This window comes from Lebetimonas natsushimae (genome assembly GCF_002335445.1).
GTDB classification, from domain to species: domain Bacteria; phylum Campylobacterota; class Campylobacteria; order Campylobacterales; family Nautiliaceae; genus Lebetimonas; species Lebetimonas natsushimae.
The window spans coordinates 632,153-647,522 of the sequence record NZ_BDME01000001.1; the positions used below are offsets into that span (position 1 = coordinate 632,153).

Below are 15,370 nucleotides of genomic sequence, written 5' to 3' on the forward strand. Positions count from 1 at the left end.
TTAAAGATGGTCTCCCGGGCGGGATTCGAACCCACGACCTTCGGATTAGGAATCCGACGCTCTATCCTGCTGAGCTACCGGGAGAAGAGGAATATAATTATATCAAAAAAGGATTAAGAATGGAAAAAATAAGTTATATTGCTAGAATAAAAAGATATAATCCTGAAAAAAATGAGAGTTACTGGCAAGATTTTGAAGTAGAGGTAGAAGATACTTTAACTGTACTTGAACTTCTGATGCATATAAAAGATAAAATTGATAGTAGCTTAACATTCAGAGCATTTTGTAGAAGTGCAATTTGTGGAAGCTGTGCTATGATAATTAATGGTAGAAGCGGGCTAGCTTGTAAAATTCAGGCAAAAGACAGAATAAGAAATGGTGTAATAAAAATTGAACCGCTTCAGCATTTACCTGTAATTAAAGACCTTGTAGTAGACCAGGAGCCGGCATTTGATAAACTCAAAAAAGTTAAACCTTACCTTATACCGGATCCTAAAAAAGTGCCTGATAATCTAAAAAGCGAATCTCTTGTAAGTCCAGAAGAGTTTGCACTATATGATAAACAGACTGATTGTATTTTATGTATGGCATGTTACGGTCAATGTAATGCACTTGAAGGTGATGAAAAATATCTTGGACCTTTCCAACTAACAAAAGCTTTTAGATTTATAATGGATAGCCGTGATGGAATGGACGTGGAAGAGAGAATAAAATTTGTAGAAGAAAATGGAATTTATGAATGCGTACAGTGTCAAATGTGTCTGGCTGCATGTCCCAAAGGAATTAAACCGGCAGAAGATATCTTACAGCTTAGACGTATAGCTAAAGATGTAGGGGAGGATAATCCCGCAACTAGAAGAGCAAAATTCTGGTTTCAGACTGTATTTGAGACAGGACAGATTGATAAATATAATTTACCTGAAATTGCATTAGAAGATGAAGGTGAAAAAATAAAAGAAAATATGGAAGAAGAGTTTAGAGAAAGAGGTTTAAAAGAAGATGAGTTTGGACCTAAGCCGTTTGAAGGAATAAAAGATTTTCAAAACTTTATTAAAAAACTGCAAAAGGAACTTAAATGAAAAAAATAGGAATTTATCCGGGATGCTGTTTTCAGGGGGCTGATGTTCATAATTATGATATAACAGTTAGATTTTTAGAAAATATGGGAGTTGAAGGAATCCTTTTAGACAGAGCCGCCTGTTGCGGAGGGGGTGTTATTGATGAAACCAATAAATTGGTGGTTTATGGGCTTAATGCGAGAAATATTGCACTTGCAGAAGAAAAGGGCGTTGATTTGTATACGCCTTGTAACACCTGTTATATGATTATTGCAAAAACAAAATTAGCTCTTGATGCAGATCCAGAATTAAAAGAAAAAATCAATAAAATTTTAGCTGATGAGGGGCTTGAATACAAGGGTGAGGCTAAAATTTATCATACCCTAAATTTAATCAGGGATTTTGTAGGACTTGATGAATATAAAAAAAGAATTAAAAGACAAATCAGCGGAGTTAAAGTGGCCCCTTATTACGGATGCCATGTTTTAGCTCCAAATGAAGTGGCTCTTGATGATGTGGATAACCCTACAATTTTGAAAGAAATACTTGAACCTCTCGGAGTTGAAGTAATAGAAGGTTATAAAAACGAAAATACATGCTGCGGGTATCATGCCACATATACAGATAAAGATCAAAAAGAAAGGCTTTCAATCAAACCGCTTGAGGGTGCAAAAGAAGCCGGAGCCGATATAGTGGCAACCCCGTGTCCTCTTTGCCATAAAGCAATGGATGGAATGGAAGAGCCGATTCTTCAGGTAACACAACTTATAAACGTGGCCTGTGGAATGAGTCCTGAAGAGACTGCGATCAATCTAAACAAAACAGAAGTTAAACTATCAATTTAACTTCTGCTTATGAATTATGAGATTATAGAAAAAATTGGAGAGGGTAATAAGGGAGAAGTTTTTAAAGTAAAACTTGATAATGGTAAAATTGCAGCTCTCAAATGGTTAAAAACAGATTTGGCAAAAAAAGAATATGAATTTTTAAAAATTTTAAATGGATTTTATGCTCCAAAACCTTTTTTTATTGGAAAACACTATTTTATAATGGAATTAATTGAAGGAAGGCCATTAAAAGAGCTTATTGGTACAAAAGAGTATTATGAAACTTTAAAAGAAGCATTAATTGGAGCATATGAACTGGATTTAAAAAAAATTTACCATACCCAGCTTGGTAGATTTTATCATGTTATAAGTACAAAAAAAGGTATTAAATTTTTAGATTTTGAAAGGGCAAAACTTACTGAAAATCCAAGAAATTTTTTACAAATAATCGGATATTACTTGCAAAGGGATAAAAAATTTGATAAAAAACTTCTTAATGAGATAGTTGGGGTTTATAAAAAAGATAAAGTTAGAGGATTAGATTTGGCAATTAAAGTGTTAGATGAATGTATTGATGAAACGTTTTAATAAAAACATACATTTTGATGAATTTGAAGTTGAATATAAAGAAGATGAAACTGTTTTGGAATTGCTTGATAGAGTGAAAATTATTAAAGATTTGGTGGTAGATCATTCAAACTTGGAAGAAAAAATAAAAAAAACAAAAGCCTGGTTTATTGATGCAGGTAAGGAAATTCAATATCCAGAAGAACTCAAAAGTATGAAAAGCAAACTGATTGTATTTTATGTAATTTATGTTTGCTGAATGTGAGGCACTTGATTATGACAAACATTTTGCAGAATCATGGGTATTTACTAAAATTTTTAAATATGTAAATGATAGCGGGAACAGGTGAAGATAAACAAAAAAGAATTGAAATAGCAAAAGACAACAGATTTTATAATTGCATAAACTCTCAAAAATGTGTTATGATTTGTCCTAAAGGAATGGCAAGTGCTTATGATATAAAAGCACTTCAAAACATGCATTTAAATACACCATTTAATAATGAAATGAATTTTTTTAAAGGAGAATGAATGGCGGTAAAACCTTATACAACGCCTTCATGGAGAGAAATTACATTTAAAGATGAAGGTCTTGATGCCAGAGCTTTAGTTACAAGAACTGATAAAAAAGGTATTATTACTTTCGCATCTCGCGCATACAGGCAAATGACAAAATTTGACAGAACTGATTTAATAGGCTCCCCCCATTCAATAGTAAGGCATCCTTTTATGCCAGAAGCCGCTTTTAAGGATATGTGGGACACCATTCAAAGAGGGGAACATTGGAGCGGGATGGTTATGAATTTAAGGAAAGATTCAAATCATTACTGGGTTGAAGTAAATGTAGACCCGATAGATGAAGAAGGAAATATTGTGAATGATCCTGATAAAATAGCTGGATATATTGCTATTAGGAGAGAACCCAGCAGAGATGAAATAGAACAGGCATATGCTTTATATAAAAAAGTTAGAAAAGAAGAACTTTTAAAGAAAAAAGCTTTAAAAGAATGGGAAAAGGAACTTTTGCAAATTTTAGATAAATTGCCAAACAAAGCAGAAGATTTATTGGCGAATAAATGAAAGAAGAATTTTTTATAAAACAGTTTAAAAACAGATTTATCGGAGATGACGGAGCGGTAATAAACCTACGGAAAATAGAAAATGGAAAATGGAAAATAAATAATAAGCAATTGGTGGTAGCGAGCGATTCGTTTTTCGAGGATATTCATTTTAAAAGAGAGTGGTTTGGTCTGGATGAGATAAGCTATAAAGCAAGTTTAGTTAACATCAGTGATATAATCGTTATGAATGCGAAGCCAAAGTATGCTTTAATAAATATAGGATTTCCTAAAAATCTGAGTTTAAAGGATATTGAATTACTTGCAGATGGATTTAAAAAAGCTGCAGAAGAATATAATTATGAAATTATCGGCGGAGATACTATTAAGAATGAGAAAATAGCAATTTCCATGACTTTTATAGGGGAGAGTAAAAAACCGATTTTCAGAAAAGCGAAATTAAATGAATTTGTAGCATATACGGGAAATTTGGGAAATGTAAAAAGGGATTTATATACTCTGCTTAGAGGAGGAAAAATATCTAAAAATTCTAAATTTGTAAAACCAAAACTAAGAGATGATTTTTTTTATAGAGCAAGCAGATATATTACCGCAGCCTGTGATATCAGTGACGGACTTTTTAAAGAACTGGAGAGAATCAGTAATATTTCAAAAATAGGATTCGAATTTTTTAAGAAATTTGATAGAACTGTGGGTTGCAGCGGGGAAGAATATGAAATACTTTTTACTTTTCCAAAAAAAAATTTAAAAGCAATTGAAAATATTTCAAAGATTACACGCACACCCATAACCGTTTTTGCTAAAACCAAACGGGGAAAATATAAAAATATTTGCCCGGAAAATCATTTTTAAGGATTTTAAATGAATATAATAAAAGATTTTTTTGACAGACAGATAATAAAATATACATTTTTGCCTTTTTTAATTTCTATAATTTTCTGGGCGGTTATATTTTTAGTTTTTAAGGATTTTATTTATGGGTTTATTTTTTCATACATTTCCCATCTTCCTTTTTCAAATGCAATAAATCAGATACTCTCAGGCATAGGAAGCGGAATTGTAATTTTTATTTTGTATTATTTCAGTGTTATTTCTACATTGGGAGTTTTTTCTTCTTTTTTTATAGACAAAATAGTTTTAAGAATAAATGAAAAACATTATAACTGTCCGGTTAGAGAGACAAAATTAAAAGACAGTTTAAAAGGCGTATGGATTAGTTTGAAAGCGTTTTTAATTTATTTTATAGTGTTTGTTTTTACTTTTTTTCTACTTTTTATTCCTGTGGTAAATATTATTTATGAAATGTTTCTGCTTACAATCCTTAATAAAAAGCCTCTTGTGTTTGACAGCAGTTATCTTTTCTTTGAGCCTGAGGAAATTGAAAAACAAAATAAATGGAAAATAAAATTACAGGTATTTTTCAGCAGTCTGATTTATTTTATTCCTTTTGTTTCTTTATTTGGTTATACTTTTCAATTAATATTGATGACCCATTTTGTACTTAAAAAATGTAAAGGAAAAAGATGATATATTCACATGCTCCGATAAATTTTGTTTTTAATAAAAACAGTGATAATTTTTTTGTGGAGGAAATTCCGCTTTACAGATTTGAGCATACCGGGAACTGGCTGATGCTAAAAATCAGGAAAAAAGATTTAACTACACCACAGATGATTGATATTTTAAGTAAAAAAACAGGTATAAAAAGAAATGAAATAGGATATGCCGGACTTAAAGACAAAGACGGTCTTACAATTCAGTGGATAAGTGTGCCTAGAATTTACAGGGATGAGATAAACAGTTTTGAAGATAAAAAAATAAAAATATTAGAACAGGACCTTCACAGAAATAAACTTAAAATCGGTCATTTAAAGGGAAATAAGTTTTTTGTAAGGCTTAAAAAAGTATTGCCAAGCGATGCCAAAAGAATTGAGAGGGTTTTGATTGATATAAAAAAACTTGGAATTCCTAATTTTTTCGGTTATCAGAGATTTGGAAAAGAAGATAATATACAGCAGGCAAAAGAAATAATAGAAGGAAAGAGATTTGTTAAAAACAGAAGACTTGAGAAATTTTTAATAAGCGCATATCAGTCAAAACTGTTTAATGAATGGCTGATGGAGAGGATAAAGTTAAGTAACCTTTTTGAACTGAGTGATAAAGAACTTTTGAGTTTGGGATATGAAAAAGAACTGATTAAATTTATAAAAAAACAAAAACATCCGTTTAAATTATTACCAGGGGATGTAATGAGCCATTATCCAATGGGAAGACTTTTTTATCTTGAGAATTTTGAAGATACCGAAAGGTTTTATAAAAAAGATATTTCACCTACAGGGCTAATGCCGGGTAAAAAAGCAATGAGGGCGAGAGACAGGGCAAGGGAAATTGAAGAAAAATATGATGAACTTTTGCCGGCAAACGGAGACAGAAGAATTACCTGGATTTTCCCGGAAATTATAGATAAAAAATATATTAAAGATAAGGCGTGGTATGAATTTAGCTTTATTTTACCAAAAGGGAGTTATGCCACTGTTTTAATAGAAATTTTAAAAGGAAATATAAATGCACTTGCCTAAACTAGCTACCACAGTTGCGACTTTAACCGCTTTTACTCTTGCGGTTGCAAAAATTATAGTTGGGTTTATGAGCGGCAGCGTGGCTGTAATTGCAAGTGCCTTAGATAGTGTTTTGGATATGGTGGTCAGTATTTTTAATAATATTGCAGTCAGAGTCAGTGAAAGCAAGCCAGATGAAAAATTTAATTACGGAAAAGGAAAAGTTGAAGCTTTAGCTGCTTTGTTTGAAGGAACAATAATTATTTTAAGCGGACTTTTTATTATATATGAGGCGGTTAGAAAAGCAATAGAAAAAGAGACAATAACACATCTTGACGATTCAATATATGTAATGATTTTTTCTATTGTTTTAACCGGATTATTGGTAGGGTTTTTATATTACGTGGTTAAAAAGACAAACCATTTAGTTATTAAATCAGACCTTTTGCATTACAAAACAGACTTAATTACTAATATTTCAGTTTTAATTTCCCTTTTGATTGTAAAATTTACCGGGTTTGTTTATATAGATTATATTTTATCAATTTTGATAGGCGTTTATATTATCCGTGAAGCCAGTGAGATTGTAAATGAGGGGTTTGAAATACTTTTAGATGTAGCGCTTGATTTTAAAACTGTTGAAGCTATTAAAGACATTATCAAAAAAGAACCTCTTGTACTTGATTACCACTGTTTAAGGACAAGAAGGGCGGGGAACAGAAATTTTGTGGATGTACATTTGGTTTTAACACCCGATATGAAATTGAAACTGGCACATACCATTATAGAAAATGTGGAAGAAAAAATCAGAAAATTAGATCCGAATAAAGTCTGGGTTATAAATATACATGCAGACCCTTATGACGATTCTTTTATAAACAAACTTCAGGAAGAATGTGAATAGATATAATTTTTTATTATAATTATTGTATTTTTGATTAATATTTCTTATAATTCAGCTTGATTTATTATGAGGAGGTAAGAATGAGAAGTTTACAATATTTTCCTGTACAACTTTTTGCCGTTATAATGGGACTTTCAGGTCTTGCTATCGCATATGCAAAAGCATATCATTTTTTGAATTTTCCGTATTGGCCTTATTTTACATTATTAATTCTGGACACGATAGCATTTTTTGGTATTTTTATTACTTATGTAATTAAATGGGTAAAATATCCTGATGCAATTAATGCCGAAGTTAATCATCCTGTAAAAAGTTCTTTTATTGCAGCAATTTCAATCAGTTTTTTACTGATTTCAATTGCATATATGGATTTTGCACCGCCTATTAGTGTTACTTTTTGGTGGATTGGAGCATGGTTACATCTCTTTTTTACATTTAATGTAATTAAATTCTGGATAAGACACCAGTTTGATGTAAAAATGATAAATCCTGCATGGTTTATTCCGATAGTGGGTAATGTGTTGGTTCCAATTGCAGGAGTTGATATTGTAAATGAGTATGTGAATTTATTCTTTTTCAGTATAGGTATTTTTTACTGGATTGTTTTATTTACAATAGTTACATACAGAATGATTTTCCACCATCCATTACCTAAAAAACTAATTCCTACATTTTTTATTCTTATAGCACCGCCTGCTGTGGGATTTATTAGTTACTTTAGAATAAGTTTTGGAAGCATTGATACATTCAGTATGATTTTGTATTTAATTGCACTGTTTACATTCTTTTTATTGCTTTTGAAAAAAAGTCTTTATACAGAATTGCCGTTTTTTATATCTTGGTGGGCATATACTTTCCCACTTGCAGCAATTACAATTTCTACAATTTTAATATATAGCAGTTTCAGAAATTATTCAATGTATTGGTTTTCAGTAATATTGCTTGCATTAGTTACAGTTGTAGTATTTTATGTGGCTTATAAAACATATTTGGCTGTAAAAGCACAAAAAATTTGTATACCAGAGGAGGAATAAAATGAATAAAAAAAGTTTATTGGGTGGATTTATAATAGGATTTGTTGTAGCGGTATTTTTAATACCTTTGTTTTTTAAAATTTCAGCTGAGAATTTATTTTTTAAACAGATAAAAAGTCCTTACAGTTTTGAAAAAACTGTTAATTTATTGGCAAATAGAATAGCCCATCAACCGGGATGGCATATAGTAACTGTAATCAATCAGGAAGAAGAAGTTAAAAAATACGGCGGTCCTGATGTAGGTAAAGTTGCAATTATTAAATTCTGTAATGCAAAGCTTTCAGGTAAAATGTTAAGTGATGATGATACAAAATTTATGGCTGTAAAAATGCCTCTTTCAATTGCAGTTTATGAAGATTCAAAAGGTCAGGTTTTTATTTCTTTAATGAACGGATATCTTTTAACAAGAATGCTTTCTCACACAAAAGAGGGTAAAATTATGGAAAAAGTTGTTAAAGACATAGAAAGTATTTTGTCATTCGTTCATTTCAGATATTCAATCTTCTAATTTTTTTATCGTGCTGCTTTTTAAGCAGTCACGATAAACTTCATTTTCTTTATTGATTAATTTTCATTTTTCATTTTCAATTTTACATTATCAATTTTGGTTTACCCTCCGCCTACGAAATTAAGAGCTTCTACTTTATCACCGTTTTGCAGTTTATAATTATCCCATTCGTCTTTTTTTACTATTTTCATGTTAACAGCTACCGCCATCGTTTTATCAAGCACGTTAAGGGAGCTTAGAAGCTCGGAAATGGAACTGTTTTGTGGAATTTCTTTTTCCATTCCGTTTATTTTTATTTTTATTAATTTTCCATTATGCATTCTTCATTCTCCATTAAATAGTTATTTCCTTAATGTCTGCAATATCCAGAAATTCTTTGTAAATTGAAGCAATCAGGCTTTTTCTGTTGTTTTTAATTTTTTCATCTTCTACATTTACCATTACATTATCAAAGAATTTATCAATAAGGGGCTTAAGAGAAATTAAAAAATCAAGTTTTTTTTCTAAATCTGTATAATTTTTTACTTTATTAAATTCATTCCATAACTCTTTTTCTTCATCTTTTTCAAAAAGAGATTCATCTACATTGATTTTATTTAAATCAAAATCTTTTACAATGTTTGCAACCCTTTTAAAAGTAACTGAAAGGTCTTTAAAATCTTTTGAATTTACTACTTCATTTAGTAATTTTGTTTTTTTATCAATTTCAAGGATATTACTCTCACCTGTGGCTAAGACTGCCCTGATAACAGATGGATTAACATTGTAAAATTTATAAAGTCTCTCATAAATAAATTCAAGCAGCTGATCTGTATTTAAATTTTTATAAAGAGGTTTTATTTTTTCTAAAATCTCTTTAAAATCAAGAGGTATTTTATTTTCGAGAGAAACTTTGATTATGTGATTTGCCGCACGTCTGAGACCGAACGGGTCTTTATTTCCTTTTGGAATTTTACCGATGCTAAAAAGTCCTGCAAGAGTGTCAAGGTTTCTTGCTATATTAAGCAGGGCTGAGGTTTTATTACTTGCAGTGTCAGTGTACTGTTCTTTTATGGCAGTTGCAATTTCTTCATCAACTCCCGCAGCTTTTGCATAATAATAACCCATAATTCCCTGAAGTTCTGTAAATTCATAAACCATTTCAGTGAGGAGGTCAGCTTTTGCCAAATTTATGGCTTTAATCAATTTTTCTTTATCTGTATTAAATTTATTAGCCAAGATTTCCGCTATTTTTTCTTCTCTTTTAACTTTATCATAAAGACTTCCTAAATTATCCATATACACTATATCTTTTAATCCCTCAATAGAAAGGCCGTTTTTTAAATCGTTTTGATAGAAAAATAAGGCATCTGATAGTCTGGCCCTTAGTACTCTTTCATTTCCGTTGATAATTTTTGAAAAATTATCTGTATATGCATTGCTGACAACTACAAATGCATTTGTTAATTTCCCGTCTTTAAATACAGGAAAATATCTTTGATGTTCCTTCATTGAGGTTATAATAACTTCAGGAGGCAATACTAAAAATTCTTCGTCAAACTTACCAAAAAGTGCTGTTGGGTATTCTGTAATTGCGACAATTTCTTCAAGTAAATCTTTATCTATTTCAACTTTAACACCATTTTCTTTTTCTATTTTGTCAATGTCTTTTAGGATTTTTTTTCTTCTCTCATCCTGATATAAAACAACCCCTTTTTTATCAAGTTCACAAAAATATTTTCCCGCAAAATCAATAAAAATTTTATCTTTAAAAAGCCTGTGTCCGTAAGTGAAATTGCTTGAAGTAGCGCAGTATTTATTAAAAATAACTGCTTCATCTTCAATCATTGCTAAAATCCATCTGATTGGGCGGATAAATTCCGCCTCACAGTTTCCCCATTTCATTGTTTTGCCGAAATTTAAACTTTTAAGCCATTTTTCAATCATCTCTGGGATTAGTTCTTTTGATTCTTTTCCTTTAATTTCTTTTTTAAAATATAAAAATTCTTGGTTTCCTTTTGATTTATATTTTACTTCATTTGGGGATATCCCGCATTTTTTTGCAAATCCCTCAATCGCCTTTGGATTTTTTTCAGCTATTGTTTTTGGCGCCCCCCAGATTTCTTCTGTTTTGTCTTCCTGTTTTGTAGGGAATTCCCTATGCCAAAGAGTTAGTCTTCTTGGCGTATAGAAAAAATCAAAATCTGTTGCTAAATCATATTCTTCTAAAATATTCAGCCATTTTTTTTCTATATTTGGAAGTTCTTTAAGCAGTGGAATTGCAGGCAGTTCCTCAACTCCAATTTCAATAAGTAAAGGTTTAAGCATTAGTTTCCTTTTTTAGTGTAATTTTATCAAAATGTGCTATAATATATAAACAAAAAAGACACTGACTAAATGCACTCAACAAGAGTGTAAATTTTTTAACGCTAAATAAAAGCTAAGAAGTATTAACTCACTTTGTTCAAACAAAATTTTTTTTAAGCTTTTATTTAGTTAAAATTTGCAATTGTTTTACTTTATTTAATCAGTGTCATAAAAAAGAGGTTATATGAAACCGGATATTTTTGAAAAAAGAATTACAGTTTCAAAAGAAGATATAGATTTTAACGGGCATGTTAATAATCTGAAATATCTTGAATGGATGATAAATGCAGCTATGGAGCATTCTGCAAAACTGGGATTTACCCCTGAAATTTATAAAAAAATAGGTGCGACATGGTTTGCCAAATCGCATCATATAGAGTATAAATTACCGGCATTCGAAGACGATAAATTAATAATAAAAACCTGGATTGATGAGGTTAAGAAAGTAACGTCAAAAAGAAAGTATGAAATTTATAAAAATGATAAATTAATATGTTTTGGAGAAACTGAATGGGTGTATGTGGATTATGAAACCCACAGACCTAAAAAAATATCTGATGGTGTAATAAAAAAATATTTCAAGGGTGAATGAAAATAATGAAGGTGTGTTATGGATAAACTTCATGAACTTCCAAAAGAAAAATTGATAGAAATAATCAAATTATTATACAGCAATATTATTAAAGACCCTTTTTATGATATTTATTCCAAATCTTTTTTTATTGAATATTTAAAAAATATTTTAGAGTTGTATAAAAGATATCAGAATTTAAAAATAAATATTATTGTCTGCAGATTTGATGCAAATAAAATTAGTGAAATAAAAAGTAATTTAAGAAAAAGCGATTTATTTGCTAAATTTGATGATGCTTTTGTAATTTTAGTTTTTCAGACAATGGAATCGGGACTTTTTAAAATTAAATCGAAATTGGAAAATATTTTAACGCAAAACTGTTATATTATTGATGTAAACATTAAAGATACAATAAAAAACGTTATTAATAAAATTGAAGAAATTTCAAAATAAAAGGAGGTTATTTAAAAAAAGTATGAAAAAATTGTTATTATTAATAGGAGGTGTGATTATGTATGCTTTAACTCTCTATTCACCGGATTTTCATGAAAAAATTTCAATTGAACAGGTTTATCCCGCATGTGGAGGTGAAAATATTTCACCTGAGCTTATATGGGAAAATGCTCCAAAAAATACAAAATCTTTTGCTATTACAATGTTTGATCCGGATGCCCCCACAGACCACGGCTGGTGGCACTGGATGGTTGTAAACATTCCTGTAAGTGTAAATAAGTTTCCAAAAGATGCCGGAAATCCTGAGAGTGAATATTTTAATTTGGGTTTTCAGACTGTAAATGATTATGGCGAAATAGGATACGGAGGACCGTGTCCCCCTCCTGGCAAACCTCACAGATATATAATTACCGTTTATGCATTGGATGTTCCTGGTTTTGAAATTGACAGAAATATCAACCCTCAGGTTTTGGCCGAAGCCATAGAATCCCACACGATTGATAAAGCTTCTATTATGGGATATTATGCAAGGGGATGGAGATAGTTTTTAAAAGTTATTAAAACTTCCTCATTTTTTTTCCTTTCTTTTTTTATTTTTAACTAAATATTAATTAATGTTAATTTTATGTTATAATTTATTAATAATATTTCACAGAGGTTAAAATGAAAAGTTTAAAAAAAGAAATTTTTAAAAAAGCAATTATTGTAATTTTACTGATGATAATGTTTTTTGGGTTATCAATTTCTTTATTTTTTTATCAGTATCAAATAAAAAATGTATTTAATTTATTAAAAATAGAAAACAGTGATATTAGCAATTATGTAACTGCCTATTTTAAAAAATTTTATATTGAAGTTGAATATTTAAGCAGATTAAAGGAAGTAAGGTTTGCTCCTTTTTTAAATGAAAAAGCTCGTAAAAAAGCTTTAGAAACTTTTAAAGTTTTTCAGGAAATTGATAAAGATATCAATTATGTATATGCTGGTTATAAAAATAAAATGCTTCTTATCAATAATTATATACCCCCAGCAGGGTTTGATCCTACAATAAGACCGTGGTATCAAGCTGCAATTAAATCTTTTCCTAATATTTCTCAGGGGCTTCCCTACAGGGAAATAAAAACAAAAGAATGGTTGGTTTCTGTTTCAAAAGCTTTAGTTGATAATAACGGCAAAATAATCGGTGTTGTTTCCATAGATACATCAATGGATAAAATTATTAAAAAGTTAAATGAAAAAAAGTTTTTAAATATATTTAATTTTATTCTCAGTAAAAACGGATTAATTATTATTTCCCATAATAAATTTAATTTGAATAAAAATTTTTTTAGAGAAAATAAAATTGATAAAAAAATATTTAATAAACCAAACGGTTTTTTTGAATACTATACCCAGGGAGAAAAATTAGCTTATTTTAATAAATTACAAAATTTGGGATGGATAATTGTATCAGAAATAGATAAAAAAAATATTTTTTCTCCTATTATAAAAAAAATATTTTTGTTGTTTTTAATAGTTTCATTTCTTTCAGTTACTTTAGGCTTTTTTATGACAATGTTTATTACAAAAGAAATTATTAATTCTTTATATAATCTGCATAATAATATACAGTCAATCATTAACAATGAACAGTTTAAAAAAACAAAATCCCCTTTTGTGGAAATTAATGAAATATATGAAAATATTGAAAATTTGACTCAAAACGCTTTGTATAAAAAAAATAAAGAGTTAGAAAAATTAAATAAAAAATTGGAAGAAATGGCTATAAAAGATAAATTAACAAATCTTTACAACAGGTATAAATTCAATGAAGAATTAGTTAATGAAATTAATAAATACCGAAGATATAAAACACCTTTTTGTCTAATTATGTTTGATGTTGATTATTTTAAAAAAATAAATGATAATTTTGGTCACGATGTGGGAGATAAGGTTTTAAAAGAAATTGCAAGAATTACAAAACAAACAGTTAGAAGCACTGATGTCCCAGCAAGATGGGGCGGTGAAGAATTTATGATTCTTTGTCCGAATACCAAACTTGAAAAAGGAATAAAAATAGCTGAAAGATTAAGAAAAGCCATAGAAAACCATGATTTTGGTATTGATAAAAAAGTTACAATAAGTGTGGGTGTGGCAGAATATAATAACGAAAAAATGGAGATGAAAGATTTATTAAAAGCCGTGGATGAAAAATTATATCAAGCAAAAAAAAGTGGTAGAAATAAAACTATTTATTAAGTAATGCTAAATAATTCTTATAAATTGGCTCATCTACATAAAGCCCGTCTATTGTAAAAGAACCAGTACTTTCAAATCTTTCCACTATTATTTTTGCAAATTCTAAATCATCGTTAAAAATTTTATTTGCAATTTCTGCCTGTTTTGGAGTAATACATCCGACCCCCTGAAGTCCCAAATTTTTTTGTAAAGCGCACCATTTTGTAAATCCGTCTAAATCTTTGTATTGCTGATACACAAATCCAATAGGAGTTTTTTCTATATATCTTGATTTAAGAGAAAAAATACTTAAAATATAGTGAATTAGGGGGTTATTATGGTCAATAATGGAATGAGACAGATTTAATGAATTAAGTAAATCATAAATTCCTATATAAAAAGCTGTAAGTCTTGGATGTGTAAATTCGGTTAAATTAAAAAACGCCTCTTTTGTTTCAATTGAAGCATGAATTTCTTTATCTGTTATAATTGAAACATCGTCAATATCTTCGGTATCTTTTATTTTCGGTATTCTGAATCCGTCAAAAGAGAATCTGTCCAGAAATTTAATTTCTTCTTTTCCTCCTTCATCTAACGGGTTGATTCTGATTATTACTTCTTTGTTTAAATATTCAGTATTGCTTAAAAAAACGGCAATCATTATTTTGGCTATTTCTTTTTTTTCTCTGGGTACCCCGTCTTCCAAATTAAGTATAACAATATCTGCTTTAATTTCATCTATTTTATTTAAATGTTTAACGTTATGTCCGCTGACCATTAAAGCGCTTCTTTTTTTAGTTTTGGTTGTTTTTAATTTTTTATTTCCTATTAGGTTTGAAGCTTTTTTTATATCGTTGTTTTTTACTATTTCTTCTAATTCTTCAATATTTTCAAAAATCATTTTTTACTCCTTAAATATAATAAAATCGCCTCAATTTCTTCATCGGTTAAATAGTTGTAAACAGGCATTATAGGGTTTTTGGGTTTGTATTTGTGAAACAGGGCTTTTTTTAGTCTATTAAGGTCAATATCTTGTATATTCGGTGCTTTTATATAAATTTTTTTACCATTTTTTATGTAATGGGTTACTGTTTTTCCTTTACCTTTTATTCCATGACATTTTGCGCAGCTTATTCCCCTTGGATTGTTATAAAGCATTTTTCCATATTCAAGATTAGTAATAAACCAGCTGTTTTTAGCTAAAAGGAAAGAAGCTATTAACAATAATAACAGCTTATTTAACAT

General features: G+C 29.5%; 20 protein-coding genes and 1 tRNA gene. 16 read left to right on the forward strand and 5 right to left on the reverse strand.

Going from position 1 to position 15,370, the window contains the following annotated elements:
• Positions 1-7: 7 nt before the first annotated feature.
• A tRNA-Arg gene (locus tag LNAT_RS03580) sits at positions 8-84 on the reverse strand.
• 35 nt (positions 85-119) lie between these two features.
• Between LNAT_RS03580 and LNAT_RS03585 the strand changes: the two genes are divergently transcribed.
• The 12 genes from LNAT_RS03585 to LNAT_RS03635 all read left to right on the forward strand — a co-directional run bounded on the left by LNAT_RS03585 (position 120) and on the right by LNAT_RS03635 (position 8,535).
• Positions 120-1,079, forward strand: coding sequence for a succinate dehydrogenase/fumarate reductase iron-sulfur subunit (locus LNAT_RS03585; protein WP_096258546.1), 960 nt, complete (start codon positions 120-122; stop codon positions 1,077-1,079).
• A complete protein-coding gene (locus LNAT_RS03590) occupies positions 1,076-1,903 on the forward strand; it encodes a CoB--CoM heterodisulfide reductase iron-sulfur subunit B family protein (protein WP_096258547.1) in 828 nt (275 codons plus the stop codon). The genes LNAT_RS03585 and LNAT_RS03590 overlap by 4 nt, the downstream gene beginning before the upstream one ends.
• A 9-nt stretch (positions 1,904-1,912) precedes the next feature.
• Complete coding sequence (locus LNAT_RS03595; protein WP_096258548.1) at positions 1,913-2,473, forward strand: RIO1 family regulatory kinase/ATPase domain-containing protein; 561 nt, start codon at positions 1,913-1,915, stop codon at positions 2,471-2,473.
• Positions 2,448-2,711, forward strand: coding sequence for a hypothetical protein (locus LNAT_RS08860; protein WP_238593978.1), 264 nt, complete (start codon positions 2,448-2,450; stop codon positions 2,709-2,711). Before LNAT_RS03595 ends, LNAT_RS08860 begins: the two co-directional genes overlap by 26 nt.
• Before the next feature lie 71 nt (positions 2,712-2,782).
• Positions 2,783-2,983, forward strand: a complete 201-nt coding sequence (locus LNAT_RS08865) for a hypothetical protein (RefSeq protein ID WP_238593979.1) — start codon at positions 2,783-2,785, stop codon at positions 2,981-2,983.
• A complete protein-coding gene (locus LNAT_RS03605) occupies positions 2,984-3,532 on the forward strand; it encodes a PAS domain-containing protein (protein ID WP_096258549.1) in 549 nt (182 codons plus the stop codon).
• Positions 3,529-4,383 (forward strand): thiamine-phosphate kinase, encoded by an 855-nt coding sequence (locus LNAT_RS03610; RefSeq protein ID WP_096258550.1) that lies wholly within the window; start codon positions 3,529-3,531, stop codon positions 4,381-4,383. Before LNAT_RS03605 ends, LNAT_RS03610 begins: the two co-directional genes overlap by 4 nt.
• 9 nt (positions 4,384-4,392) lie before the next feature.
• Positions 4,393-5,058, forward strand: coding sequence for an EI24 domain-containing protein (locus LNAT_RS03615; RefSeq protein ID WP_096258551.1), 666 nt, complete (start codon positions 4,393-4,395; stop codon positions 5,056-5,058).
• The gene (gene truD, locus LNAT_RS03620) at positions 5,055-6,110 is read left to right on the forward strand and encodes a tRNA pseudouridine(13) synthase TruD (protein ID WP_096258552.1); all 1,056 of its coding nucleotides are present in this window, start codon (positions 5,055-5,057) and stop codon (positions 6,108-6,110) included. The genes LNAT_RS03615 and truD overlap by 4 nt, the downstream gene beginning before the upstream one ends.
• Positions 6,097-6,993 carry a cation diffusion facilitator family transporter gene (locus LNAT_RS03625; protein ID WP_096258553.1) on the forward strand — a complete coding sequence of 299 codons (897 nt, stop codon included), beginning with the start codon at positions 6,097-6,099 and terminating at the stop codon, positions 6,991-6,993. The genes truD and LNAT_RS03625 overlap by 14 nt, the downstream gene beginning before the upstream one ends.
• An 80-nt stretch (positions 6,994-7,073) precedes the next feature.
• Positions 7,074-8,027 (forward strand): SLAC1 anion channel family protein, encoded by a 954-nt coding sequence (locus tag LNAT_RS03630; protein ID WP_096258554.1) that lies wholly within the window; start codon positions 7,074-7,076, stop codon positions 8,025-8,027.
• 1 nt (position 8,028) lies between these two features.
• Entirely contained in the window at positions 8,029-8,535 is a 507-nt protein-coding gene (locus LNAT_RS03635) for a DUF302 domain-containing protein (RefSeq protein WP_096258555.1), read from the forward strand.
• A 101-nt stretch (positions 8,536-8,636) separates the two neighbouring features.
• On the opposite strand, the gene thiS is transcribed toward LNAT_RS03635, so the two are convergent.
• Positions 8,637-8,855: a sulfur carrier protein ThiS gene (gene thiS, locus LNAT_RS03640; RefSeq protein WP_238593980.1), complete on the reverse strand. Its 219-nt coding sequence runs from the start codon at positions 8,853-8,855 to the stop codon at positions 8,637-8,639.
• Between the two features lie 13 nt (positions 8,856-8,868).
• Positions 8,869-10,842 carry a glycine--tRNA ligase subunit beta gene (gene glyS / locus LNAT_RS03645; protein WP_096258556.1) on the reverse strand — a complete coding sequence of 658 codons (1,974 nt, stop codon included), beginning with the start codon at positions 10,840-10,842 and terminating at the stop codon, positions 8,869-8,871.
• Between the two features lie 223 nt (positions 10,843-11,065).
• Here glyS and LNAT_RS03650 point away from each other — a divergent pair, with 223 nt between their 5' ends.
• The 4 genes from LNAT_RS03650 (at position 11,066) to LNAT_RS03665 (ending at position 14,146) form a co-directional block, all read left to right on the forward strand.
• Positions 11,066-11,473: an acyl-CoA thioesterase gene (locus tag LNAT_RS03650; protein WP_096258557.1), complete on the forward strand. Its 408-nt coding sequence runs from the start codon at positions 11,066-11,068 to the stop codon at positions 11,471-11,473.
• 18 nt (positions 11,474-11,491) lie between these two features.
• Entirely contained in the window at positions 11,492-11,908 is a 417-nt protein-coding gene (locus tag LNAT_RS03655) for a hypothetical protein (protein ID WP_096258558.1), read from the forward strand.
• Between the two features lie 22 nt (positions 11,909-11,930).
• Positions 11,931-12,452 (forward strand): YbhB/YbcL family Raf kinase inhibitor-like protein, encoded by a 522-nt coding sequence (locus LNAT_RS03660; RefSeq protein WP_096258559.1) that lies wholly within the window; start codon positions 11,931-11,933, stop codon positions 12,450-12,452.
• 119 nt (positions 12,453-12,571) lie between these two features.
• The gene (locus tag LNAT_RS03665) at positions 12,572-14,146 is read left to right on the forward strand and encodes a sensor domain-containing diguanylate cyclase (RefSeq protein ID WP_096258560.1); all 1,575 of its coding nucleotides are present in this window, start codon (positions 12,572-12,574) and stop codon (positions 14,144-14,146) included.
• Here the strand turns inward: LNAT_RS03665 and LNAT_RS03670 are convergent.
• Together LNAT_RS03670 and LNAT_RS03675 are read right to left on the reverse strand one after the other, a co-directional pair.
• On the reverse strand, positions 14,136-15,026 hold the full coding sequence (locus tag LNAT_RS03670; RefSeq protein ID WP_096258561.1) for an HpcH/HpaI aldolase/citrate lyase family protein: 891 nt from the start codon (positions 15,024-15,026) through the stop codon (positions 14,136-14,138). The genes LNAT_RS03665 and LNAT_RS03670 overlap by 11 nt on opposite strands.
• A complete protein-coding gene (locus LNAT_RS03675; protein WP_096258562.1) occupies positions 15,023-15,370 on the reverse strand; it encodes a c-type cytochrome in 348 nt (115 codons plus the stop codon). The genes LNAT_RS03670 and LNAT_RS03675 overlap by 4 nt, the downstream gene beginning before the upstream one ends.